Source organism: Nostoc sp. ATCC 53789 (assembly GCF_009873495.1).
GTDB lineage: Bacteria > Cyanobacteriota > Cyanobacteriia > Cyanobacteriales > Nostocaceae > Nostoc > Nostoc muscorum_A.
Genome location: NZ_CP046703.1, coordinates 5369656 through 5393919 on the forward strand (window position 1 = coordinate 5369656; position 24264 = coordinate 5393919).

A 24264-nucleotide genomic window follows, 5' to 3' on the forward strand; every position below is an offset into this window, starting at 1 on the left:
TTACTACCTGTCCTTTTCCTTATCCCGAACTCAGGTTAAATACGCTTAAAACCCTTACTAATGACCAATGACAAAGGACAAATGACAGCCTTAGTACAGCTTTGCATTAATTCGTAGCGAATTTCTCCATCATCTGGGCTACTGTATATGACCATTTGATTGGTTGGGCTGAATCATTGTGACGGACGATGAAATCAGTTATACGTTGCTGTAAGGTCTTGAGGTCAGGAAAATCATTTGGAGTCAGTAATTTACGTTGTAAAATGCTGAACCAAATTTCAATTTGATCTAACCATGAAGCATATTTTGGTAGCCAGACCACTTCCACCGTAAAATTCCAACCGTCTTCTTTTTGCTTCTGATTCAACCAAGCCTGTAATTGTTTTGGGGCATGGGTAGAGCCGTTGTCAAGGATTAAATAAATATGGCGCATACCCCGACGAATGGCTTCTGGTATCAATACTTCTAAAAGAAATCCTTGAAAATCAAGGAATGTTTTTGTTGGGCGACAACAACCATAAATCAGACCATCAGCAACGCTCAAAGCCGCAAAAAGATGTGTTGCTCCTTTTCGGGCATATCTGGCTGCAAAGTGAACTGGTTGTTTGACACCTGCCCCAATATTTGGATGTAAGCCGGATCGTGCTTGGATGGAAGTTTTTTCATCCACACATACCACCCAGAATCCAGCTTTAATCAAAAATTTTGCCTGAGCATACAGTTTAAGTACAGGGGTTGCTTTTGCAACAAAATTATCATCAATCCGATGCATCCAAGTATGAAACCGCCAAGGTTTTATCCGCTCAGATTTTAGCCATCGCCAGACTGTTGAAGTCGCTATGGATACTACAATGCCTAGCATGACTAGATGTGCTGCAATATCGCTACAACTCCACCTCGCCAAGGGAAGATCAAAATCCCTTGGGTTGCTGCAAGCGATGCCTGCGGCAACGCGAAGCGCGAACGCAGTAACTTTTGCTCGTATAATTGCTTCAAATATCCGAGGACGACCTGGACGGGGTGCTTCTTCTAGACTACGAGTTTGACACCAACGTTTGCGCCATTTCCGAACAAGGGCTTGTGAACAGCCGATATTTTGAGCAATTTGAGCATCTGTCCAATCTGAATTTTCAGCAGTTGTAAGTATTATTTTGGCTCGTTTGCCTTTGCTTTGCCCTGTTTTTCGGGCATTCGCTTGCTGCTGCAACAGTTCTTTTTCCTCTTCTGTTAGCTGCACCTTGTAGGTTTTTTGCCGACCAGCCATAGTACCGAATGCTTGAGGGATAGTCCACGTATCCTCACCTTACCGTCAACAATTTACCCCTGTCAATTCGCTACGAATTTAAGCAAAGCTGTACTTAGCCAGTTAGCTTTAATTTCGCCGACCTAACTTAATCAATTTCCTTTCTCAATAATTCTGGAATCTGAGAAGGGCGTTCAGCTACTGGAACTTCTGCTTCTTTTAAAGCAGCTAATTTACTTTGGGCTGTGCCAAAGTTAGGATCGCGTCCGATAACCGTTGCTAAAGTCCCTGTTTGCCGCCAACTTTTTCCTGGTGGCGCTTGTCTACCTGCAATGTAGGCAATTACTGGTTTATCAATTGCTTCAGCAATATACCGGGCTGCTGCTTCTTCACTACCACCACCTGGTTGACCGACTAAAACGATCGCCTCTGTAGTTTCATCCTCATCCAGAATTTGCAACCATTGGAGAAAGGAGGAACCAACGATCGCATCACTACCAATACTGACACTAATCGACTGCCCCAAACCTGCTTTTGTTAATTCGTAAGCAACTTCGTAGGTGAGAGTGCTACTACGACTAACGATTCCCACTGCCCCAGGAGTATAAAACTCACTAGGTTGAGTGCCTAAAAGAATTTTTCCTGGCACAATGATCCCCGGACTGTTAGGCCCGATTACCAAAGTTTCACAGGCTTCGGCTTTGCGGAGTAATTGCACCATATCCAAAGGTGGCACGCCAGCAGTGATAATAATAATCTGGCTAATATGAGATGCGATCGCTTCTAATGCAGCATCTAGAACGTCGTAAGGATCTACACAGATAATTGTTGTGTCAATTACCCCAAATTGTTTTATTACCTCCTCTACTAAGTCAAATACTGGCAGTCCATGCAGTTCCTGTCCGCCACATCCCGGATTGACACCTGCTACCAAATTCGTACCATAAGCTTGCATTTGAGCAACATGAGTGCCTGATATAAATTCACAAAAGCCTTGAATTATTACTTTACTTTCTGGCGTTAGGTTCATAAAAAATTACCGTAAGTTTGACAACCCAGTGAGTTAAGCCACAGGAGACAGGGGGAGGGTGTAGAGGAGTGTGGGGAGTGTGGGGGGTAAGACTTCTTCCCCATCCTCCCACACCTCCCACACCTCCCACACCCCTTGGATTTCTCACTTGTGAGAAATCCAGGCTAATGCCCAATTCCCAACAATATATTTACGTGGTAAAAATTAATAATTTTTGATTTGGAACAAAATCACAGTCACTACTTTTTATTAGCAGTTGGTTTAGCAAGACGAACTGCTGCCGCTACTGCCTCATCTAAATTTTCTACCACGAGTAGCGCATTGCTGTGGGTTTTTAGTGTTGCTAAATATTTTCTAGCAGCATCAAATTCAGAACCAGCAAGACGGATAACTAAGGGTGTAAAATGCTGTACTTGACGACTTTTACTACCATTAGAACGTACAACTTGTGATTCAAGTTCACTGTTGTCTTGCTCTACAACTCTGGCTATAACTTCAACCACTTCCTCAGTTTGAGGAATGCTACCCAGAAAGTTTATTAGTATTACTTGAATGCTTTTGTCAGCTTCCAGGATTTTCAGACCTGTCTCTAGGCGATCGCGGAAGGTAGTTGGTGTTGTATCTGTGAGGAAAGCATGACGTAAATTTAAACAAACACCTGGATTGCCACCAGCATTGGCGACTAAATCCAAAGTTGCCATCACTGAACCAGTACCATTACCTAAAATACCGATTTTACCGTGCATTTTTACACCATCCCAGTCACCTAAAATACCATTAATTTCAGTACTGGTATGACGGCTGATAATTTTTGCAGCCATCTCAGCCAGGTCTGGATGACGCTTGATTGCCCGTTCGTTAATCCTGACTTTACCATTAAGAGCCATAACTTGACCATTAGCACTGACTGCCAAGGGATTTATTTCGACTAAATCCAGGTCTTTTTGCACAAATAAGTGGTACATCTTCTCCAAAACGCTGCTTACCGACTGCATCAGCGTCCCTTGTAAACCCATTTTCAAAGCCAGTCTTCGGGCATAAAATGGCGAAAATTCCTGTTCCACGACAACATGGTGCATTTTTTCCCCAGCAGATTCCCAATCGATGTCTGCTTCTTTACAACCTAAAAGTACTGGTCGGCAGACAGCAGTGTCTAAAACTACCGCTAGATAAAATTCCTGGTTCGCATCGTATTGGGATTCTGCCAGCACCACTTCTGGCAATTCGCCCCATATTGGTAGACTAAAAATATTTTGAGCAGCTGCGATCGCATCAATTGTCGTTTCGGCAAACCTGACTCCACCCGCTTTTGCCCGCTCTGCTCCATGTACTTGAGATTTCAGCACAATCGGAAAGCGAATTTTTAAACGTTTCAAATCTGTAGGATGGTCAATCCGTTGGGAGGGCAAGACCGGAATGCCTATCTTCCCAAACCATTCTTTAACTTGATACTCTAATAAATCCATTGATACACCTTGTATTGACACTTTCCAAGCTTTTAGTGAATGCTGTTTTAATATTTTGCAGCACTTTTATTTAAAAATTAAGCTTTTGGCAGCTATAAAAATTTATTTTTCTACGTATCAATTTTATCGAACCCAGCAAATGAGGCATATTAATTTTGATAGCTAACCTGTTTGTGCCAGAGCCACAACAGGTAATTAATCTCCTCAGTAAGTTTCCCAGCATAGAAGATAACTACCATTTCTGTCAAAACCCTCTGACCTAGCACTGTTTCCTTAACCTTTGGATAAAATTTTCACAACTGCTCTGCAACCAAAATTTTACAGAATAGTAGCTACTCTAAATTTAACTGTCGCAAAATAATGCAGTGAAAATACTCAAAATTCCTATTATTCCCATTTTTTATTTGTAATTTATATCTGAAGACAGATTATTTAATCTTGCATCTAGTAGCGTGAAAATGTAGCGCCGCGAACAATAATTGCTTTTTTAATTTTTGGTTAAAAGTCAGAATTTGTGTTAGAAAGTTGGTCGTTCAGATTTTCAGGCTGTGGTTGGTTAAACTGTGCATTTGCATTCAACAAAACTAAAAAGTTCATTTCATCCTCTTAAAAATAATCAAAACAATATAGAAGTTAAGCGGGAAAGCTCTATGAAAGTAGCAGTCCAGCACGAAGATTTACAGCTTTTAGCCAAGACTTTGCAGGAACAATTGCTTGTAGAAGTCTCATCGGCTGAAGTCTTCGAGGTTAAGTGTGCCGTCAATAAAGACGGGTTAATGATTTTAACGCAACATGAATCAGATGTAATAGCTGACGCTCAGACAATCTTTGCAGTCATTGAGGAAGTACTTCAGTCTCTAGCACCCCACAGAGAACAGCGAGTACAATGTTTCCTCAGAGTTTCTGGTGAACAACTCCCTTATGCCAAATGTTTTCTACCCCTGAAGCAGACGAGAGGATGGGGAGATGAGGAAGTAGTGGGAGCAGGGGAGGCAGGGGGAGCAGAGGGGCAATACTTTTATCCGATTTCTTCATCTGCTTTGACTTATTCTCCATCACTTGATGAGACAGAGGAAGAGGAACTGTTTGACCCGTTTGCAGATGCGCCAAATTTACCGACTTCAAAAGCATTCGTAATCAAACCCATGCTGCTAGGTGTAGCCTTAGCGGGAATTGTCGTCTTAGGCAGTGGTGCTTACTTCTTGACTCGCCCTTGTGTAATGTCGGAGTGTAAAGAAATACAAAATGCCGAGCGATTAAAAACAAAATCTCCACAATTGATCCGCCGTGCTAAGTCTGAACAAGAATTAGTAGCCGTACAACAGCAACTTGCGGCAGCTAGTACAGCCTTGAATGTAATTCCTCGTTGGTCGCTTCGTTCCCAGGTATCAGAAGAACTAAAAGCAAGTTTGTCTGGACGGTCAGAAAAAATCAACCAGGTAGTCAAGGCTTTGCAGACAGGATCTTTGGCGACACAAAAAGTTCAAACTCCTGCATCTAGCCTAGAGGAATTACAAGCTAGACAACATTTATGGCGACAGGCTATAGCACCACTAGAAACTATAAGTCCCGACAGTGAACTCTATGGGCTAGTGCAAGGGAAATTGATTAATTATCGAGTTCGTTTGCACGCTGTAAATCAGCAGATATTTACTGAGGAAAAATGGCTAAAAAAATTAACAGCAGCAAAAGCTGTAGCTAGTGCTGCCGAAAAGCAAGAAAGTACTGCTAAATCTTTGAATGATTGGCAAAAGGTGCGGTCTACTTGGCTGGTGGCGATTAATGCTTTGAATAGTATTCCCTTAACTAGCCCTAGATACCAAGAAGCTGAAAAGCTGTTGGTAGATTATAAACCTAAACTGATGGCGGCACGCGATCGCGCGACTAAGGAACAATTAGCTGTTAAAACCTACCAACAAGTTCTTAGCACCGCCAAGCAAGCAAAGCTTTATGAGCAACAAAACCAATGGCAAGCAGCCGCGACATACTGGGAGCAGGCTTTACAAACTGTTAAAAAAATTTCCCAAGATAGCTTGTACTACACTCAAGCTCAGTCCCTCATCGAACCCTATTCAACAGCCCTTAAACAAGCACAAGAAAAAATACAAGTTGTTAGTAGTTTGCAACAAACCCGCACTGATTTGGATAAAACCTGTATTAATGAAATTCAGATTTGTACCTTTACCATAGACAATGCAGGAATCATTGTCCGTTTAACTTCTGAGTATGACCAAGTAAGACAAAATAACTTGGCTAATCCTTATTCTGAGAATTCTAGTACTGCTGTTGATATTACCAATCACTTGCAAATCTTACGAGAAGCTCTAGCTGTAATTAGTGACAATGCCAACCTGTCCCTTATCCTTTATGATTCTCAAGGCCAGGTAATTTATACTCGGACTTTGGGTGGGTAAAATCTGCCAATTATCAGAAAAATGGGTTTAAAACCTCGTGCTTCCAGCACGGATTTAAATTAATGAGTAAGGAGTAATGAGTAATGAGTGGATGAAAACATGGGTATTTACTCATTACTTATTACTTATTACTCATTACTTGTTACTCATTACTCATTACTCCTTCTTAAGAGTGCGTTCACGGCGGTGAGGATGTCAACAGGTGAAAATCTATTGTCAAAATTAAGCTTTGCCGCTACCTAATAAATATAGTAGCGCCATGCGAACGGCGATACCGCTAGTAACTTGCGATTGAATAAGACTAAATTCTGGATCATCCATCAATTCAGAACTAATTTCAACACCACGGTTAACGGGGCCTGGATGCAAAACTTTAACATTAGGTTTACAAAGTTGCAATTTTGTACGTGTAATGCCAAATAGCTGATGATATTCTCGCAAACTTGGCAATAAATGAGCCGTCATACGCTCCTTTTGTAGGCGCAGAGTCATCACAAAGTCGGCATCTTGTAAAGCTGGTTCTAGCTGCCAATGTAGAAAAAGTGGCGGAGTGGAGAAGTGGGGGGATAACTCCTGATTTCTGACTCCTAATTCTTCAGAAATGTACTCGGCAAATAATTTGGGTAAGAGGGTTGGTGGTGCTGCCAGATGGACTTCGGCCCCACTGGCAATTAAACTCCAAATATTCGATCGCGCCACACGAGAATGAAGAATATCTCCAACAATGGCAATCTTTTTCCCCTTTAAAAGTTCCAGTCGGGGGCTAGCTGGGTCAATTAGAGTAGTTATGGTAAATAAATCTAGCAGTGCTTGGGAAGGATGCTCATGTTGACCATCACCAGCATTAAGGACACTAACTCGTACACCTAAACGATCCATTTCAGCTGCGATCGCATTTGGTACTCCAGCCTCTCGATGGCGGACTACCATAATATCAGTTCCCATAGCCAAATAAGTCTTCGCCGTGTCGAGAATAGTTTCTCCCTTAGTCATCGAAGATGTAGCGGCGGCAAAGTTGAGCGTATCTGCACTTAAGCGTTTCGCCGCGAGTTCAAAACTGCTGCGAGTACGCGTAGAAGATTCAAAAAATAAATTCGCCACCACCTGTCCCTGCAAAGTTGGCACTTTTTTCGTCCGCCGCGATAGCACCTCTTGAAAACTGGCAGCAGTTTGCAAAACTGTATCGTATTCAGTGGTAGTGAAGTCGGCTAGGGAAAGAATGTGATGACGATTCCAGGTGGTAGTAGGCATATTTGAGGACTGGGGACTGGGGACTGGTGATTGGGAACTGGAGGACTGGGGGAGATAAGGGAGAAGTAATCAATGCCCAATGCCCAATGCCCCATTCCCAATCCTTTCAAGTTGGTAAATGGAAAACGTTTAAAGCTAGAGAAATTAAGCTGAGGAACGTTAAAAATCCAATTGTATCTAGCATTGTAGTCACTAACGGGCCACTAACCAAAGCAGGGTCAAGCTTCAGCCGTGTCAAACCCATTGGCAATAAAGTACCGAGTGTAACAGCCACAATTGTATTAGTTGCCATTACCATTCCGGCAATTAAAGCCACCCATCGTTCTTGGGGCCGCGCCCAAATTAAGGAAAGCAGGATCATTGTTGTGGCTAAAGCTAGGGCTGTACCTAAACCAGCTAGAAGTTCCTTGCGGAGAATTTTCAAGGTATCTTTGGGTGTTACCTCACCCACCCCTAAGCCGCGAATTGTCACCGTTAATGATTGAATACCAACAGTGCCACCAGTGTTAGAAAAAATCGGCATGATTACTGCTAAAACTGGCACTGCGGCAATTACAGATTGAAAAGGCGCGATCGCACTGGCTGCACCAATATACATAGCCATGATGCCCAATAGCCAAGGCAAGCGGTTGCGGATGGTGAGTAAGGGAGAGGATAAAGCTACTTCATCACCACTCACACCCGCGAGTTTTTGAATATCTTCTGTGGCTTCCTCTTCTAAAATATCCATGACATCATCAATGGTGACGATGCCAACCAATCGGTCTTCCCGATCAACTACGGGGATAGCGATTAAGTCGTAGCGCTGCATGATTCGCGCCACTTCTTCTTGAGGGGTTTCAGTTCTAACTTTGATGACGCGATCGCTAGAAATATCTTTGATGAAAACATCAGGAAAGGTAAATAGCAACTGGCGCAGTGAAACTACTCTTACCAGCGTCCGATTATCATCAGTAACGTAGGCGTAGTAAATCGACTCTTTGTCTTCATCCTGACGGCGGATTTTACTTAGGGCTTCCCCTACAGTCAATCCTTGCCGCAACCGAACATATTCGGTTGTCATCACCCGTCCAGCAGTGCCTTCTGGATAACCGAGAATCGTTGCTGTTGCTTGCCTTTGTTCTGGACTCAGTTCTTGCAATAGCCGTTTGATTACCCCAGCAGGTAATTCATCAAACAATTCTGCCCGTTCGTCGGGACTCATTGCTTCTACAAGTTGCACTACTTGGACATCATGGAGAGAATTAATTAGTTCTTCCTGCACCTCTGTAGGCAGATATTCAAATACATCGATTGCCTGACCTTTGTTGAGTAAACGGAATGCGATCGCGCGTTGTTTTTCAGGCAATTGTGTAATGTAATCTCCCACATCCACAGGTTGCAAGCGATTTAAATCCCACTTCAACTGGTTTAAATCGGTAGTATCAGTAAGCAAATCACGAATATCTTGTGTGAGCATGAGATATATCTCCTAAGTCTCCCCCGCGCTGGGAGACTTCCTCGCCAGCTCAGAGGAGGTTGATACTGCCATCTGGTGGACTATTGCCCATAAAATTTCAACAATTCAATATCGATATCTAAATTAAGGCATTGCTAGTCATCATCCTAACCCGGAATCGCACTCTCAGGTAGACACTGAATATTAGCATTCAGCATCTATAATATTTCTGACTAATTTAATTGCCCTAAAATTTAGGTAATTTCTGTGTACTTAAAGTAGATTTTACTACTGCTAGAAGCTATGTCAAGCCAATCAAGGAATTTACTCGCAAAATTCACAGAGTTAAAATATTTACAAACTTAATAAGTAGTCTTTTGTATCAAGCAACTTCATGCATAGTTACCTGGACAAAATTGAAGAATTCTGTTTGGATAAAGGCTGATATACAAGTAATATAATCCACGGCAATCAAAAAAAAGATTTTATGATTCTATTAAATGCTGGTGGATATACAAAAAAATCTATTTAGGAACTTCAATAATGGGCTGCGTCAGGCAGATGCACGCAGCCCGGTTTAGTATTTTGTGGTTTACGAAAGTACTGGTTGTGCTTCCAGATTTTGGGCTTTTTGCTTGAAGACGGTTGGTACTTCTGCGCTGAACGCTTCACCTTGAACCACTTCTGAGCGGAAACCATCAACCCCAACTGGAACATCGCCAGTAATGGTGGTGCGATAGAGGAGACGCTCTACATCCAAATGATCTAAATCTTGAGGAGCCAAATGCACTGTAGCGCGGTTGTCCCAGAAGGCGATATCACCATTGTTCCAACGGAAACGGGTGGTGTAAGCAGGCTTGGTGATTTGGTTGAAGAACAATTCCAGCAGCAGGTTGCTCTCTTGTGGTGACACGTCAACAATGTGCGAGGTAAAGCCAGGGTTAACGAACAACGCACGCTCACCAGTCTCAGGATGAACCCTAACAACTGGGTGGATTGAGACTAGTGGATTGACAGCAATACGCTCGGTGAACTTGCTGTTGCGGGGCTGATGCTTACCTCCATTGAAGCGATGTTCAGCTTTCAATGTGTCTGCTAGCGCCCGTAAAGGTGCTGACAAACCCTCATAAGCTGCAACTAGATTACTCCACTGGGTGTCACCACCAGAAGCTAGGAACATTAACTGCACGCAAAATTGACGCTGCTGGTGGGTTAATTGCCGCAGTCACGTCTGTGTGCCAGGGGCCTCCACTGCGAAAACCATATTGCTTTTCATAGAGCCTACGGTCTACGGGTTTGATCTGCGGAAATCCCGCAACTGGTTCAGGTTCTCCAAGTGGATGCGCGAAAGTCACTTCGCCAAAACGAGATGTGAACTCAACCTGGGCAGCATGATCGATGTTCTGACCACGGAAGAACACAACTTTCCACTTTAATAGCGCTTTGCGAATTTCTTTGACTTCATCATCATTCAGAGGACGCGAAAGATTCACGCCGCTGATTTCAGCACCAATGAAACCAGCTACTTGTTTGACTTCAATATGCTTGTAGCCCATGTAGACTCTCCAAAGTTTGATTTATAAGGTGGTGTCCGCACTCGTCCTTTTCTTTTGGAATATTGCTATCCACTACAAGCAATATTCCAAAGGAAGCGGTCGTAGTTTTTAGAATCATACACTAAATCGATCGAATTACCGTAGTATAATGCAAATATATTTTTAGACTGCTGAAATAACAGGAAGTTCATAGCGTCTCATTTGTTAAAGATGCGTGCTGCGAGCTTATCTACATAGCACTCTACTAAGTCTGGTCATGGTGATATTGGTGTGAGCCGATATGTCATTACCCCTCACGAGAATGGAAACTTTTACCACAGTTCCAACCGGATAAGATATTAATTCGTAACACTTAATGTTTGTAAAACTAATAATTAGTGTATCATGTGAACTGTAATTTGCCTTACACATTCTTTGTATAGATTATGCAAACTCTATCTACTGCATAAGTATTTATCACGAACTGCGTACACCAGGACGGATGAAAAAGGGACTGGTACAGCAAAGCGGAATTCAAAATTAAAGAACTCTTAGGGACTGAGTTAAGAAATCAGCACGCTGCTCAAAGTCCCTCTAACAGAACTTTTCCAAGTCAAAGTATGAAGTTGACTGCCAAAAAGGAGGACAAAGAATTGCTAACAGCCTATAGCGAAAATGAACTGCAATTAACTGCCGACGTGCTGGTAATTGGTGGCGGCCCTGCCGCAGCATGGGCAGCATGGGCAGCCGCATCAGAAGGTGTCAAAGTAATCATTGTTGATAAAGGTTTTCTAGGTACGAGCGGTGCAGCTGCTGCCAGTGGTAATGGCATCATGGCTCCTTCTCCAGAAAATTGGGACAAAGTTTTATGGGAGCGTTATCGCGTAGGAAAAAACCTAGCTAACTTACGTTGGATCGAGCGTGTAATCGAAAAAACTTGGCTCAGTTTGCCTCTAGTTGAAAAGTGGGGCTATCGTTTTCCCAAAGAAAATGGGGAATCCGTGCGCCAGAGTTATTATGGCCCCGAATATATGCGGGTACTTCGCAAAAACCTACTGCGTGTTGGTGTGCAGATTCTTGACCAAAGTCCTGCTCTAGAGCTTTTATTGGCTGATGACGGCTCGGTGGCTGGAGCAAGAGGTGTGCAGAGACAAAATCATCGTACCTATACTGTTCACGCTGGTGCAGTAGTCCTGGCCAATGGTGGTTGTGCATTCTTGAGTAAAGCATTAGGGTGCAATACAAATACAGGTGATGGAATGCTGATGGCAGTAGAAGCTGGCGGCGAACTCTCCAGTATGGAAGCTTCTAATCACTATGCTATCTCGACTGCTTTTAATGCCACGGTGACAAGGGGTGTTCCCTTTGGCTGGGCTAGTTACAGCGATGAAGCAGGCAACGATCTTGGTGGCTATGTCAATGGTCGTCGCGATCCATCATTTCTTCCCAATGCCCTCCTGAAAGGCTCCGTTTATGCTCGTTTGGATCGAGCTACACCTGAAGTCAAGGCGGTGATTGAAAAGTCTCATTTCATATCTTTTTTACCCTATAAAAAAGCTGGCATTGACCCCTATACAGAACGAGTGCCTGTAACACTGATTTTAGAAGGTACAGTCCGTGGTACGGGTGGAATTCGGATTGTGAATGATAGTTGCGGTACAAAGGTTCCTGGCCTCTACGCCGCCGGTGATGCTGCATCGCGGGAGTTTTTAGCAGGTTTAGCTTCTGGGGGTGGTGGCCCCAATGCGGCCTGGGCAATCTCCACAGGACAATGGGCTGGAGTTGGCGCGGCTGAATTTGCGAAGAGTCTTGGCGCTTATGCTCATGAACGGGTGGTGCATCCTGCTGGTCAAGCCGGATTGCGTAGTCCATCGCAGTCTCCCACATCTGAAACATTCGATAGCGAGGCGATCGTGCGCGGTGTACAAGCGCAGATGTTCCCCTTAGAGAAGAATTACTTGCGCTGTGAGCAGGGACTTTTGGATTCTCTCGCCAAATTAGAAACGTTGTGGCAGCAGGTAAAGACGAACCCGAAACAAGATACAGTGCGCGATGTGGAATTTTCTCGGCGAGCGGCTGCTCTCACAGCTGTAGCACGATGGGCATATTTTAGTGCTTTACATCGCACGGAAACCCGCAGCGAACATATTCGTATGGACTATCCCGAAACCGATCCAAATCAGCGTTATTATCAGGCAACCGGCGGCTTAGATCGTCTATGGGTGAGGCGTGATTGGCTAACGGATGCGATCGCCTACGACGAGCAGATCGCGATCGCTACACCACCAGTACCAACCACTCAAATCACACCCTCTGTATCAAAGTTGTAGCAGGAGCAGTATCATGATCGAGCTTGTCAGTCATAAACTCTGTATCAATTGCAATCTGTGCGTCCAAGTATGTCCTACCAATGTCTTTGAGTCGGTACCTAACCAACCACCTACGATCGCTCGACAAGAAGACTGTCAAACTTGTTTCATGTGTGAGGCTTATTGTCCTGCGGATGCACTCTATGTTGCGCCCCAATCTCATACCAATGTTGCAGTCAATGAGGATGATTTAATTGAAAGTGGCATCATGGGTGAATATCGTCGCATCTTGGGTTGGGGGTATGGCAGAAAAAACAATAGTGAATTGGATACTGCTCATCAACTGCGCCAATTGCCGCGCCCCTATCAAAGTTAATTTGAGTGTTTAATTGAGTGTGGTAGCGACCTCAATTAATTGAAAACCTGCAAGTCACACCAATAACTGCTTCTTTTAGATGCTCTATATTACTAGTACCAACAACGGTAATTGGTGCTAGTAATATAGGGCAATTTGTCTTGGTTTAAGACCGCGTTTTTGAGCTAATTCTACGACGCGATCAACGATCGCACTGCTCCAAAAAGGACTCCCAATAATAATTTTCGCTATCCTAAGTATAAAATAACCTAAGTAAATCGTGTTTTAGTTTGCGATCGCTAAAATTAAGTACCCAGAGGCGTATTAACAAGAGATAATAATAAACTCACACCACCCTTAGCTGTTGTCCCATCAACCATTACAGAAATTATTCTGGCTTGGTTTAGGTAATTCACTTGACAGTCACAGGGTCGAATTTTGCAAGTTGTTCTGAACCAAACCATGAAAACATCTACCAAATTGCTAACTCGCCTGGACTATTACTACCAGCAAATCAAAACGATTATCCTGACTCGGCAGAATCCGATTACTGGTTTACTACCTGCAAGTACAGCGATTACAGCCCACGGGGATTATACAGATGCCTGGGTGCGAGACAACGTTTACAGCATTTTGGCAGTTTGGGGTTTAGGGCTTGCATACCGCAAGATTGACGACGACAAAGGACGCACCTATGAACTAGAACACAGTGTCATCAAACTTATGCGCGGGTTGCTATTTGCGATGATGCGACAGGCTCATAAAGTAGAGACATTTAAACATACTCAGTCGCTACTCGATGGACTGCACGCCAAATATAATACCGCAACCGGTGACATTGTTGTTGGTGATGATGAATGGGGACATTTGCAACTTGATGCCACGTCTATATTTTTGCTGATATTGGCGCAAATGACCGCAGCAGGATTGCAAATAATTTATACGATTGATGAAGTCAATTTCGTCCAAAATTTGGTTTACTACATTGGACGAGCCTACCGCACACCGGATTACGGCATTTGGGAACGCGGTAATAAAATTAATCGTGGTAATGCTGAGTTAAATGCCAGTTCCGTAGGTATGGCAAAAGCTGCTTTAGAAGCTATCAACGGACTGGATTTGTTTGGTGTGCGTGGTAGTCAAGCATCGGTGATTCATGTGCTACCAGATGAAATCGCCCGCGCCCGGATTACTTTAGAATCACTATTACCGAGAGAATCTGGTTCCAAAGAAATTGATGCGGCGCTGTTAAGTATTATTAGTTATCCTGCCTTTGCAGTGGAAGACTCACAGTTACGCGATCGCACTTTAAACGATATTATCAACAAACTCGCAGGTAAATACGGCTGCAAACGCTTTTTGCGTGATGGACACCAGACGGTTTTAGAAGATAATCAGCGCTTGCACTACGAACCGTGGGAACTCAAGCAATTTGAGCATATTGAATGCGAATGGCCGTTATTTTTCACTTATTTAGTTTTAGATGGATTATTTTGCGGTGAGCAAGAAAAAGTAAAAAAATACCAAGAACTTTTAGAATCATTACTTATAGAACAAGATGGTTTGCGTTTATTGCCAGAACTATATTATGTCCCAGCTGAAAACATAGAAGCAGAAAAGTTAGCACCCCAAACGCAACCACGTTTACCCAATGAAAATATTCCTTTAGTGTGGGCGCAGAGTTTATATTTTCTTAGTCAAATGTTGAGTGAAGGGTTGCTAGCAGTTGGTGATATCGACCCTTTGGGAAGACATTTGTGCGTGGGAAAACAGCGCGAATCATTGGTACAAATTGCCTTGCTTGCTGAAGATGAAGATTTACAGAAAAAACTAGAAGTTCATGGGATTGAAACACAAACGCCTACCCAAGTTGAACCGATTCAAGTGAGAAAAGCTGGAGAATTTTCAGCTATTTATACCCAAATTGGCCGTAACGATAAACTTGGTTTAACTGGGCGACCAGTTCGACGGCTGCGGAGTTTGACAACATCTAGAATCTTTCGGATTCGTGGTGAAACAATTGTATTTTTGCCTTCATTCTCCGACTCTCAACAATTTTACTTAACCCTTGATTACCATTTTCTGTTAGATCAAATTAGAAGCGAACTAGCTTACATCCAAAAATACTGGAGCGATTTAGGTCGTCCTACTCTGACTTTAATGTTGACGCACACCATGCTAGAAATCGGTTCTGAAGCATTACTAGAACTGATGCAAGAACTAAAAGATGGTGTTTGTAACGGTGTGCAAGTGAAATTAGGGCGGCTAAATCAGCTAATGTTAACAGCCGGAATCCAAAGAATTGATTTTCTTCCCAATGCAGAATTCTCGCGATCGCCAGTGAGAAATGCTGGCCCACGTTGCTATTATTTGGCTTATCATCCTGAGAAAAACTGGCGCTTAGGGCATACTCAAGAATTTCAGATGGAGTATGAAACTAACTTTGCATTATTACTTTCTTATTTACGCTCATCAGAGAATATTTACGAGCAAATTGAGTTATTGCAAACCTTAACTCGCTTGCAAGGCATGAACTTTGATACGGGGTATGGCGGCCCAGGATATCCTGTCACCGTAGCCGATTTACTCGATGAAGTGTATACCAAAGCTGGAGATTTAGGCATTTGGGCAGTGGTACGTCGGGCTGCGGGGTTAAGGCAAATGGTTGATATCAGCCTATCAGATGCAGTGACAAGTATTTTGGTGCGAGGTAAGCAAATTGCTGTGGGTAAAGCTTACAGTGAAGCGTCCTTGATTAGCGTACCCATGTCACACGATGAAATTGCCGATAAAATTAATCATTTTTGTCGTGAAGATATCCGCGATCGCGTCCTCACTCAAGAGATTTTAATCTATCTTGGCATCTTAATTCGCTCAGAATCCGAACTATTCCAGGGACTACTCACGCTGAGAGTTGGTTATCTCATCTTATTGATAACCAGCGAACTAGCGCGGGAATTACACGTTACTCAAGATGAAGCTTACGATCGCTTAATGCAACTTTCACCCTTTGAAGTGAAAATGCGCTTGCGTCAGGTACTGACTGGATATACTGGCATGAGTAACCTGTTGCGTCAGCAAGAATCACTGCATGTCAAGCAAAAAGAAAGTGATATTGCTTGGGTGGTGTTACCAGGAATCGCTGAAGAAATAGAAGTTCCACCAGGTGGTTGGCGGCGGTTTCGTCAAGCCGAAGGTGCGACGGGACGCGTACCAAAAGACTTTTTCAAGCAGGTTTGGCTATTAATGCAACATTGCAAAGGTCTAGTAATTGGGGATAAGCTAGAGCGCCGCAATCGTTTAGATAGTGAGATAATGTTGTCCGAGATGACAGCAGGGGAAAGAAATTTTGCTCTATTAGTTGAGCATTTGCTGAATAAAATCGAAGCTCCAGAATATCGCCAAGTTAATATTGAAGCATTAATCGAATTAGGAGCGATCGCAGCTAATAATCCCAAGCTGCAAATCGAAGAATATATTGTGTTAGATGTGTTAATTGGACACGCAGTGCGATTGGCGTGGCTAGAAAATCATAGTCAACGTAGCGATCGCTATGATGAGGATAAGGCGAGTGCGTGGCGATCGTTTTACAATACTTCTCCTAGAGATTGCGCTAGTTATATCTTGAAGGCGTTTAGGTTCTTGACGGAATTTGTGAAGGATTTTTAAACGCAAAGGGGCGCAGATGATGAGAGAGAATGATTTGAGTGGGGTGATTATTGGGTGTGCGATGAGGGTGCATACTGCTTTGGGGCCTGGTTTGTTGGAGTCGGCTTATGAGGAATGCTTGGATTATGAGTTGAAGAAGTCCGGGTTGAGTGTTGGTAAACAAATTCCATTGCCCTTAGTTTACCAAGATGTGCAATTGGAATGCGTTTATCGATTAGATTTGATGGTCGAAAACAAAGTCATTGTAGAGATTAAATCTGTAGAATCTTTCCACCCGATTCACTCAGTTCAACTTCTAACCTATCTCAAGCTAGCAAACTGCAAACTAGGTCTTCTCCTCAACTTTAACGTCCTCCACCTCAAAGAAGGCATCAAACGCGTAGCCAACAACCTCTAACTCCCTCTCACTACCTCTTATCCTCCGCGAACCTCCGCGCTTCCCTCCGCGCCCCTCTGCGTTAAAAAAAATATCCCCCACCTCAAATTCCAAAAGCAGGGGTTTTATTAAAACTACTTAACAGAAACAGCATCAACATCAATAGTGCTTGCACTTGAGGTAGAACCCTCAGTAGTATTAGGCACTTCATTATCCACATCACCCTTACGAGCCTTCCAGCCCTCAATTACTAGCCCAGACACCTCAGAAACTAGCAGAGTCAAAAGGAAAACATCATCAATCTGTCCCACAACGGGTATAAAATCTGGGAGAACATCAAATGGGCTGACCAAATAGACCAACGTTCCTAAAATAACCCACCAACGGTACTTGGGGTTACGGAGTACATCGCGATACCAGGTGTAAAGTGATTGGATTGAAAATTTCATATTTTGAACCTCCAGTTATCTTTAATTTTGACAAATAATCCTAAAAATTCCCGGTGGGAATAACCGTCCTAGTTAGTCGAGAAGACGCTACTCCTAATCTGTCATCAAAAACCTATTTTGTAATTATCCATAAGAGTTTAATACCGCAAGGGTTTGACAAATTAGACAGTGATTGTATTAATTCGGGATTATGCAACCCAGCAGCAAGTTTGTCCACCAGTCGAAGTCCAATACCCCATGCTTAGAGTGTCTTTTTAGCTTTTCGAGAAATTTATATTTTGGAAGTCCCTCATTTTGCATTAATCTCTAGAATTAAAATGCCTTAGCACATTTGCTCTAGTCATGGAGGGAGGAAACTTAAACAGTGGATATTTTAGATTTATTTTATAAGGGCGGGCCAGCGATGTGGCCTTTACTTGTCCTGTCGATTCTATCTTTGAGTGTGATTTTTGAGCGTCTGTGGTTCTGGTTGCGAATTTTGACTCAGGAAAAGCAAATAGTCGATCGCATTCTGGATGCAGCTCAGGATAATTGGCAAGAAGCTGCTGAAATTGCCAAACAAGCAAGCCATCAACCTGTCGGGCGTTTTCTCTATGCCCCCTTACGTTTTGCAAAAACTGATGTGGAAACCTTTCGACTAGCACTTGAGGCTACAGCAGAAGATGAATTGGCTGGAATGCGGCGGGGCGAAAAGCTTTTAGAGGCTGTGATTGCCCTCGCGCCCCTGCTGGGATTATTGGGTACTGTTTTAGGTTTAATTCATTCTCTGCGCTCAATTCGGATTGGCGATTTGGGAACTGAATCTACCGCCGGGGTGACTACTGGTATTGGTGAATCCTTAATTAGTACGGCAACTGGGTTAATAGTTGCCATTATTAGCTTGGTATTTTATCGCCTATTTCAAAGTTTTGTAGTCAACCAAGTCAAAGTTTTTCGGAAAGCAGGGAATGAGATGGAATTACTCTACCGCCAGTCTCCCCCTGATTTTAGTAATATTACATCACCAATTGTCCGGGAAAATTTCACTCCACCCCGCAAGCCAGGAAAGACTAGGTTGCCTGAACCTCCTGAACCCCCGAATTTACCTAATTAGTCAAGAATTAAACCCCCAAGCAGGCGATTAAATTGAGAAAATGAAAGTTAATCTACATACTCCAATTGAAGAAGTCCAAATTCAAATCATCCCTTTAATTGATGTCGTTTTTTGTATTCTGACGTTTTTTTTGTTAGCGGCTTTACAATTTACCCGGCAACAGGCAATAAATGTTGATTTGCCCAAAGCCAGCCCTAGTACAGTATCTGCAATAACATCACAGAGCGGAAGTCTGATTGTAACTATCGATGCCGTTGGCAATACTTACATAGAAAAACAGCCTGTAAAACGCGACGATTTGGGAGCGAGGCTAAAACAGTATCTCCAAGCAAATCCCAGTGCTATTGTGGTGCTAAATGCTTCGCGGACAGCAACTTATAATGATGTGATTGAGACATTGGATTTGCTACGGCAAGTAGGAGGCGATCGCGTTTCTTTAGGAATTATTCCTGGCCCATCTCAACCACCCACAAACTCACTCAATCAGCCGAATATCCCCTCTTTCCCAGTCAATCCTGGTATAGCACCAGTTCCAGGCATCAATCCCGAAGGGAATATTACCCCTAAATTTCCCTTAGCACCTAATTCCGTACCCTTACCTGGTGTAAGTCAGCCTCCAACCGAGCAAGGCATCAGTCCTATCAATCCTGGTATTTCCAACCCACCAGCATCCCAAGCTCCTGTAACACCCAAACAAACGCAACCACCTCTTAAAAGATGAAATAGGGAACAGAGGGGCAGAGAGGCAGAGGGGCAGAGGGACAGGGGGACAAGGGGACAAGGGGACAAGGGGGAATTATTGAATAAGTCTCTCTCCTGCTCCCCCTCTTCCTTGTCTCTTCTTTATACCCCTGCCCCCTGCCCCCTGCCCCTCTGCCCCTGGAGCTTTTTCTCAATCCTAAAGATATCTAAAACAAAATTTGGTTAGCAATGAAATTTCTGCTAACTTACAAATAATTGGTTGAGCTTTAAAGATTTTTCCACCGATAAACTGAAGGAATTTATCACCAATTGCCATTCACGTTTCAGGGGTTGTGGCATGAATATCGTTACGCTTTTAATTGTTTGGGTAGTAACAGCTATCAGCCTGTTGATAATTAGTAAATTACCTTTAGGAGTTGAAATTGATACTCCTGGTAAAGCCTTTCTTTCTGCCGCAGTGCTTGGTATCGTGACGGCAATAGTCAGACCGATTTTAAGCCTCGTTTTTGCAGTCCCCAATTTACTTACACTGGACTTACTATCCGGCATTTTCACATTTATGATTGCCGTAGTTTGCTTTAGTATTGCTGCTTGGTTAGTAGAGGGCTTTCGCTTACGTTACGGTATTTGGAGTGCTGTTATTGGAGCATTTACGCTGACTATAATTAACAGCTTAATCTACAAATTATTGGGTGTTTAAAATCAATAGTGATGAGTTAGAAGTTAGGAGTTAATTGTTAATAACTCGTAACTCCTAACTCCTAACTATTCGTTGGAACTTGGGGGAGCAACGGGAGTCGTTGATTGTTGTTTACGTTGTTCGCGTTTTTTGCGATCGGCTGAGAGCATATCTGCCATCACTACCAGCGCTTGCGCCATCTTATCTAGGTTAGAACGGTATAATTCCAAATCCTTGTTGAGTTTGTCATCAGATACGTGCAAGCCAGCTGCGATCGCTTTTAGCGCCTCAGTGAGTTGCTTTTCATCTTTGACTAATTCCGGATCTGACTGTTCTAATAACGAAAATAAACCAATTGCGAACAAACGGTTGTATTTAAAGTTAGGATTGTTGGCGATCGCTTGCAGTTGTGTTTGCAAGTCAGTATCTCTATCTAAGTAAGTAGTTTGGGCTAGCCACCCAATTAAATCTTTAACAGGCAAACCTTTAGCTACAGCTTGCAATCTTTGGGCATCGTGTCGATAGCGTTGTGGATCTGTTTCTATAGCCTGACATAAGGCGTTAAAAATTGATTCTTGATCCCGTTCTGGTTGATAGCCTTCCATGAAGCGGTCAAAAGTAGTGACGACACCCAAGGCATAAATTGGATTGTAGCTAAAATCGATATTTACTGACAGCAGATGCATTTCTACCATCAATTCTTCTACTACCCGACGATAAATAGTGTTAATCGGACGGGTGTGAAGATTGTAAAAAGTTCGTTTTGTATCAGAGACAGTACGGACGTTATTCACAAAGAAAATGTTAAGGGCGACGTATCTTTATTTTCTCGCTTAAAGGCTACTTTGCCAAGTTGAGCTTTTGACTTGTGACGGTTTCATCTACAATATAAACAAATCAAAAGTATTTTATAAGCTAGTAGCCACAGGGGATTAAGACCTTTTCCTCTAAAAAACTAGCCAGAAATATTTCTCCTTAATGATTTGTTTATTGAATTTATGAACTTCTCGCCACAGTTAATTGCTTTAGGTGAGTACCTAGCTGGTGAATTTGATAATCGGGAACAAGCTATAGAAGAACCAGTTTGGTATGTCCATCTCCGAATGTGGCAAAGACCAGTGAATTTGTTCACAGAAGATAGCATCACCTTGTTTGCCGAACAAGCTAGCGTGATTAACCTAGATAAACCTTACCGTCAGCGGATTATGCGGTTGCGTCATGGTAGCAACTCTGGCACATCTCTAGAAGTACAATACTATATACCTCAAGATCCAGAGGCATTAAGAGGCGCAGGCAATAACCCTGATCTACTGAACACACTGACACCCGAACAATTAGATTTACTACCAGGTTGTATCCTAACAGTGACTCACGAAGCATTAGCTGGCGATCGCTATAAGTTTACCGCCACACCACAACCAGAGACTCGTTGCAGCTTTACTTATCTTGGTAATAGCATCTATGTTTCCTTGGGGTTTGAAACCACTGTGGCAGAATTTCACAGCTACGACAAAGGAATTGATCCAGAAACTGGAAAAGCAACTTGGGGAGCGATTATGGGCCCTTATCGCTACACCAAGCGGAATCAGTATTCAATAAGATAAACCTATCATTCATAAGTTACGAGTTATGAAGTTTCTATTAACTCCTAACTCTTTTTTAGCTAGCTATACTACGAGGTACACCTTCTAAAGCTTCATCTTCTGTTTCAAAGATTTCAAAGACAGTATCCATCATCGTCACTTCAAACACGAGTTTGGCTTCTGGATGTACATTGCAGATGCGGAAACTTCCCTTGACTTTATCAGCATCACGCATTCCAGCTACCAAAGACGTGAGGCCAGAACTATCAATAAAATTCACCTGAGCCAGATTTACAACTACATGACGGCTGAGTTTGGAAATACACTCTTGTAACTTCAGGCGAAATTGCCAAGCAGTGGTAATGTCTAGCCGACCTGCTGGTGTTAGGACAATAACGGTGTTTCCGTCTTGGGTTGTATAAGTTTTTTGGTCTATATGAATCACTAAAGCCCTCCCCGTGGCATTCCTCTTAAGATTAGGTAGTTACAGAATTGTCTAACGCTGTCACTTGAGATTAACAAGCTATAGCTAAAATTGTCACCTTTTTCTGCTAAGTGCTTAACTTTAGTAGTTTAACTCACTAAATCAGTACTGAGTAGCAATTTTAAACGAGGGAGTGGCAGACACTAGGAAAATGAGGGAGATAGGGAAGAACTCCTAACTCCTAACTCAGCACAGGCTAAAGGCTCCGTTACCGCTAAGAAGCACTATTGAGGTGGTGTCCAGTTGATCCAATCTTGAGGCTTAAGGAAGGTTTCATACAACTCGGCTTCGGGTGTATTGGGTTCCGGTTGATAGCCGTATTCCCAGCGCACTAAAGGTGGTAAAGACATGAGAATTGATTCGGTGCGTCCGTTGGTTTGCAGACCAAAAATAGTACCTCGGTCATAAACCAAGTTAAATTCTACATACCGTCCCCGGCGATAGAGTTGAAAATTCCGTTGGCGATCGCCATATTCCATCCCATGCCGCCGTTCTACAATTGGTACGTAGGCTGGTAAAAATGCTCTGCCACAGTCTTGCACAAAAGCAAACAAATCTTCCCAATTGCGGGTTGCTGGTGTTCCCACCTGGTTGCTATGAATAGCTGCTTCACCATCAGGGTTTGGCCCTCGATATAAAGCACCTTGACCATCTTGGTAATCAAAAAACAAACCGCCTACACCCCGTGTCTCATCACGATGCTTGAGGTAAAAATATTCATCACACCACTTCTTAAATACTGGGTAATAATCTGGGTGGTGTTTGTCACAGGACTGTTTTAACGTTTTGTGTAAATGTGCCGCATCTTCGGCAAACGGGTAATAAGGTGTCAAGTCAAGACCACCACCAAACCACCACACTGGCCCCGCTTCAAAGTAGCGATAATTTAAATGAACTGTGGGCACGTAAGGATTGTGGGGATGTAATACCATTGAAGTACCCGTGGCATAGAAGCCATGTCCTGCGGCTTCAGGGCGTTGGGTTAAAATTGAGGCTGGCAAATGGGAACCCCAAACTTCAGAAAAGTTTACACCTGCTTGTTCAAATATTGCACCTTCTCGCAGCACGCGCGATCGCCCTCCACCCCCTTCAGGGCGTTCCCAACTATCTTCATTAAACTTAGCCCCACCATCTAGTTTTGCCAATGATTCAGTAATTTCGTCTTGCAGTTGTTTCATAAACTGACTGACTCTAGTCTGAGCGTCAGGTGCTGGCAAAGACTTGGATGATTCTGCTGCTACAGTTGGTGTTTGCGAGTTGGTCAACATAGATTCCCGAACCTAAATTACAATTTCCAGAAAGCCACAAATTTCTTAATTTTAAAAATTTGGGGGAAACACGCGCCAACAATCAAGCTCTATTTGCCCAACCCGCTTTTTTCTTACTGGTTAAGCATTTATACGATTGATGGCCATCACTAGAGTTATTTTCCCTCAAATGCGTATAGGCTTGTATATTGACTGAGTTTTATTTTGTTAATTTTAACTATTTCGCTCATTTGGTATTTCAGGAACTGAGCGTAGTTGCACACAATACCAGAGTTACCAGAAAGTGTCTAGGGAGGAGGATTAGGAAAATGCAAGATTGGTTATCCAAATTCATCCACCGCAAACGTCGTCGGTTTTGCGCTTCTCTGGTGCGGACATATCGAGAAATTAGTTCTGCTTCTGTAGATGAACTGTGGCAAAAAGTTGCTGACTTAACAGATGTTTCCTGGCATCCACTACTTAAGAGTACTAATGTACCCTACGGATTAGTACCCAAACCAGGATTGATTTTTCATGCTGTAACACGCTTTTCGCCAATTCCCATCCGTATTTTTGTGGAGCGTGTCAATCACAAGGAGATGCTGAGTATCCGAGTGCTGGCAATTCCAGGAATAGAAGAACGGGTGACTTATCAAGTAGAGTCAACTGTTTGTGGCACTTGTTTATCTTATTCTGTAACGCTACGGGGGTGGTTATCGCCCCTGATTTGGTCTTTATCCCGTCCTTATGTAGACCGCGTAGCACGGTCTTTAGTAGAAGCAGCAGAAAAGACGGCATTGCCAACGGTATCTGGGAAGAAGAAATCTCTTGATGACAGTTGTTTTGATTTTTAGGTAATGGGGATGAGGGAGATGAGGAAGATGAGGAAGAATTTTTGACTAATGCCCAATGCCCAATACTTCTCTGCGAGAGGCTGCGCC

At 43.1% G+C, this 24264-nt stretch carries 22 protein-coding genes; 10 read left to right on the forward strand and 12 right to left on the reverse strand.

Features of this window, described 5'->3' with window-relative positions:
• Positions 1–106: 106 nt before the first annotated feature.
• The 4 genes from GJB62_RS22345 to GJB62_RS22360 form a co-directional block, all read right to left on the reverse strand.
• Positions 107–1264: an IS630 family transposase gene (locus GJB62_RS22345; RefSeq protein WP_159402546.1), complete on the reverse strand. Its 1158-nt coding sequence runs from the start codon at positions 1262–1264 to the stop codon at positions 107–109.
• Between the two features lie 127 nt (positions 1265–1391).
• Entirely contained in the window at positions 1392–2273 is an 882-nt protein-coding gene (locus GJB62_RS22350; protein ID WP_114083361.1) for a CoA-binding protein, read from the reverse strand.
• The gene (locus tag GJB62_RS22355; protein WP_159402547.1) at positions 2251–2421 is read right to left on the reverse strand and encodes a hypothetical protein; all 171 of its coding nucleotides are present in this window, start codon (positions 2419–2421) and stop codon (positions 2251–2253) included. The genes GJB62_RS22350 and GJB62_RS22355 overlap by 23 nt, the downstream gene beginning before the upstream one ends.
• A 91-nt stretch (positions 2422–2512) precedes the next feature.
• A complete protein-coding gene (locus GJB62_RS22360) occupies positions 2513–3739 on the reverse strand; it encodes a succinate--CoA ligase subunit beta (protein ID WP_114083362.1) in 1227 nt (408 codons plus the stop codon).
• Positions 3740–4389: 650 nt separating this feature from the next.
• On the opposite strand from GJB62_RS22360, the gene GJB62_RS22365 reads away from it, so the two are divergent.
• Positions 4390–6153 (forward strand): hypothetical protein, encoded by a 1764-nt coding sequence (locus GJB62_RS22365; protein WP_114083363.1) that lies wholly within the window; start codon positions 4390–4392, stop codon positions 6151–6153.
• Positions 6154–6375: 222 nt separating this feature from the next.
• On the opposite strand, the gene GJB62_RS22370 is transcribed toward GJB62_RS22365, so the two are convergent.
• From GJB62_RS22370 to GJB62_RS38055, 4 genes are all read right to left on the reverse strand, one after another.
• A complete protein-coding gene (locus tag GJB62_RS22370) occupies positions 6376–7404 on the reverse strand; it encodes an aspartate carbamoyltransferase catalytic subunit (RefSeq protein ID WP_114083364.1) in 1029 nt (342 codons plus the stop codon).
• Positions 7405–7510: 106 nt separating this feature from the next.
• A complete protein-coding gene (mgtE, locus tag GJB62_RS22375) occupies positions 7511–8863 on the reverse strand; it encodes a magnesium transporter (RefSeq protein ID WP_114083365.1) in 1353 nt (450 codons plus the stop codon).
• A 571-nt stretch (positions 8864–9434) separates the two neighbouring features.
• Positions 9435–10022 carry a TauD/TfdA family dioxygenase gene (locus GJB62_RS38050; protein ID WP_258551459.1) on the reverse strand — a complete coding sequence of 196 codons (588 nt, stop codon included), beginning with the start codon at positions 10020–10022 and terminating at the stop codon, positions 9435–9437.
• Positions 10000–10398 carry a TauD/TfdA family dioxygenase gene (locus GJB62_RS38055; protein WP_258551460.1) on the reverse strand — a complete coding sequence of 133 codons (399 nt, stop codon included), beginning with the start codon at positions 10396–10398 and terminating at the stop codon, positions 10000–10002. The genes GJB62_RS38050 and GJB62_RS38055 overlap by 23 nt, the downstream gene beginning before the upstream one ends.
• Before the next feature lie 599 nt (positions 10399–10997).
• On the opposite strand from GJB62_RS38055, the gene GJB62_RS22385 reads away from it, so the two are divergent.
• The 4 genes from GJB62_RS22385 to GJB62_RS22400 all read left to right on the forward strand — a co-directional run bounded on the left by GJB62_RS22385 (position 10998) and on the right by GJB62_RS22400 (position 17107).
• Positions 10998–12707: an FAD-binding protein gene (locus GJB62_RS22385; RefSeq protein ID WP_114083366.1), complete on the forward strand. Its 1710-nt coding sequence runs from the start codon at positions 10998–11000 to the stop codon at positions 12705–12707.
• A 13-nt stretch (positions 12708–12720) separates the two neighbouring features.
• Positions 12721–13062, forward strand: coding sequence for a 4Fe-4S binding protein (locus GJB62_RS22390; RefSeq protein WP_114083367.1), 342 nt, complete (start codon positions 12721–12723; stop codon positions 13060–13062).
• Positions 13063–13503: 441 nt separating this feature from the next.
• A complete protein-coding gene (locus tag GJB62_RS22395; protein WP_114083368.1) occupies positions 13504–16710 on the forward strand; it encodes a glycoside hydrolase family 15 protein in 3207 nt (1068 codons plus the stop codon).
• Between the two features lie 19 nt (positions 16711–16729).
• Positions 16730–17107, forward strand: a complete 378-nt coding sequence (locus tag GJB62_RS22400) for a GxxExxY protein (protein ID WP_114083369.1) — start codon at positions 16730–16732, stop codon at positions 17105–17107.
• A 113-nt stretch (positions 17108–17220) separates the two neighbouring features.
• On the opposite strand, the gene GJB62_RS22405 is transcribed toward GJB62_RS22400, so the two are convergent.
• Positions 17221–17535: a YkvA family protein gene (locus tag GJB62_RS22405; RefSeq protein ID WP_114083370.1), complete on the reverse strand. Its 315-nt coding sequence runs from the start codon at positions 17533–17535 to the stop codon at positions 17221–17223.
• A gap of 364 nt (positions 17536–17899) precedes the next feature.
• On the opposite strand from GJB62_RS22405, the gene GJB62_RS22410 reads away from it, so the two are divergent.
• The 3 genes from GJB62_RS22410 to GJB62_RS22420 all read left to right on the forward strand — a co-directional run bounded on the left by GJB62_RS22410 (position 17900) and on the right by GJB62_RS22420 (position 20030).
• Positions 17900–18628, forward strand: a complete 729-nt coding sequence (locus GJB62_RS22410; protein WP_114083371.1) for a MotA/TolQ/ExbB proton channel family protein — start codon at positions 17900–17902, stop codon at positions 18626–18628.
• Positions 18629–18668: 40 nt separating this feature from the next.
• The gene (locus tag GJB62_RS22415; RefSeq protein WP_114083372.1) at positions 18669–19349 is read left to right on the forward strand and encodes a biopolymer transporter ExbD; all 681 of its coding nucleotides are present in this window, start codon (positions 18669–18671) and stop codon (positions 19347–19349) included.
• 318 nt (positions 19350–19667) lie between these two features.
• Positions 19668–20030: a phage holin family protein gene (locus GJB62_RS22420; protein WP_012411457.1), complete on the forward strand. Its 363-nt coding sequence runs from the start codon at positions 19668–19670 to the stop codon at positions 20028–20030.
• A gap of 65 nt (positions 20031–20095) precedes the next feature.
• Here GJB62_RS22420 and psb29 read toward each other — a convergent pair whose 3' ends face one another.
• Entirely contained in the window at positions 20096–20803 is a 708-nt protein-coding gene (gene psb29, locus GJB62_RS22425) for a photosystem II biogenesis protein Psp29 (protein ID WP_114083374.1), read from the reverse strand.
• A 204-nt stretch (positions 20804–21007) separates the two neighbouring features.
• Here psb29 and GJB62_RS22430 point away from each other — a divergent pair, with 204 nt between their 5' ends.
• Positions 21008–21613 (forward strand): chromophore lyase CpcT/CpeT, encoded by a 606-nt coding sequence (locus GJB62_RS22430; protein ID WP_114083375.1) that lies wholly within the window; start codon positions 21008–21010, stop codon positions 21611–21613.
• Between the two features lie 55 nt (positions 21614–21668).
• On the opposite strand, the gene GJB62_RS22435 is transcribed toward GJB62_RS22430, so the two are convergent.
• Positions 21669–22037, reverse strand: a complete 369-nt coding sequence (locus tag GJB62_RS22435; RefSeq protein ID WP_114083376.1) for an STAS domain-containing protein — start codon at positions 22035–22037, stop codon at positions 21669–21671.
• 263 nt (positions 22038–22300) lie between these two features.
• Entirely contained in the window at positions 22301–23344 is a 1044-nt protein-coding gene (hemF, locus tag GJB62_RS22440; RefSeq protein ID WP_114083377.1) for an oxygen-dependent coproporphyrinogen oxidase, read from the reverse strand.
• A 308-nt stretch (positions 23345–23652) separates the two neighbouring features.
• Here hemF and GJB62_RS22445 point away from each other — a divergent pair, with 308 nt between their 5' ends.
• Entirely contained in the window at positions 23653–24177 is a 525-nt protein-coding gene (locus GJB62_RS22445) for an SRPBCC family protein (RefSeq protein WP_114083378.1), read from the forward strand.
• Positions 24178–24264 lie beyond the last annotated feature (87 nt).

Coding starts and splice junctions, on each gene's coding strand:
- GJB62_RS22350 (WP_114083361.1), bottom strand. CDS start 2,273: ATGAACCTAACGCCAGAAAGTAAAGTAATAATTCAAGGCTTTTGTGAA.
- GJB62_RS22430 (WP_114083375.1), top strand. CDS start 21,008: ATGAACTTCTCGCCACAGTTAATTGCTTTAGGTGAGTACCTAGCTGGT.
- GJB62_RS22370 (WP_114083364.1), bottom strand. CDS start 7,404: ATGCCTACTACCACCTGGAATCGTCATCACATTCTTTCCCTAGCCGAC.
- GJB62_RS22365 (WP_114083363.1), top strand. CDS start 4,390: ATGAAAGTAGCAGTCCAGCACGAAGATTTACAGCTTTTAGCCAAGACT.
- GJB62_RS22390 (WP_114083367.1), top strand. CDS start 12,721: ATGATCGAGCTTGTCAGTCATAAACTCTGTATCAATTGCAATCTGTGC.
- GJB62_RS22385 (WP_114083366.1), top strand. CDS start 10,998: ATGAAGTTGACTGCCAAAAAGGAGGACAAAGAATTGCTAACAGCCTAT.
- GJB62_RS22360 (WP_114083362.1), bottom strand. CDS start 3,739: ATGGATTTATTAGAGTATCAAGTTAAAGAATGGTTTGGGAAGATAGGC.
- GJB62_RS38050 (WP_258551459.1), bottom strand. CDS start 10,022: ATGTTCCTAGCTTCTGGTGGTGACACCCAGTGGAGTAATCTAGTTGCA.
- GJB62_RS22445 (WP_114083378.1), top strand. CDS start 23,653: ATGCAAGATTGGTTATCCAAATTCATCCACCGCAAACGTCGTCGGTTT.
- GJB62_RS22400 (WP_114083369.1), top strand. CDS start 16,730: ATGAGAGAGAATGATTTGAGTGGGGTGATTATTGGGTGTGCGATGAGG.
- GJB62_RS22405 (WP_114083370.1), bottom strand. CDS start 17,535: ATGAAATTTTCAATCCAATCACTTTACACCTGGTATCGCGATGTACTC.
- GJB62_RS38055 (WP_258551460.1), bottom strand. CDS start 10,398: ATGGGCTACAAGCATATTGAAGTCAAACAAGTAGCTGGTTTCATTGGT.
- hemF (WP_114083377.1), bottom strand. CDS start 23,344: ATGTTGACCAACTCGCAAACACCAACTGTAGCAGCAGAATCATCCAAG.
- GJB62_RS22415 (WP_114083372.1), top strand. CDS start 18,669: ATGAAAGTTAATCTACATACTCCAATTGAAGAAGTCCAAATTCAAATC.
- GJB62_RS22345 (WP_159402546.1), bottom strand. CDS start 1,264: ATGGCTGGTCGGCAAAAAACCTACAAGGTGCAGCTAACAGAAGAGGAA.
- GJB62_RS22420 (WP_012411457.1), top strand. CDS start 19,668: ATGAATATCGTTACGCTTTTAATTGTTTGGGTAGTAACAGCTATCAGC.
- mgtE (WP_114083365.1), bottom strand. CDS start 8,863: ATGCTCACACAAGATATTCGTGATTTGCTTACTGATACTACCGATTTA.
- GJB62_RS22395 (WP_114083368.1), top strand. CDS start 13,504: ATGAAAACATCTACCAAATTGCTAACTCGCCTGGACTATTACTACCAG.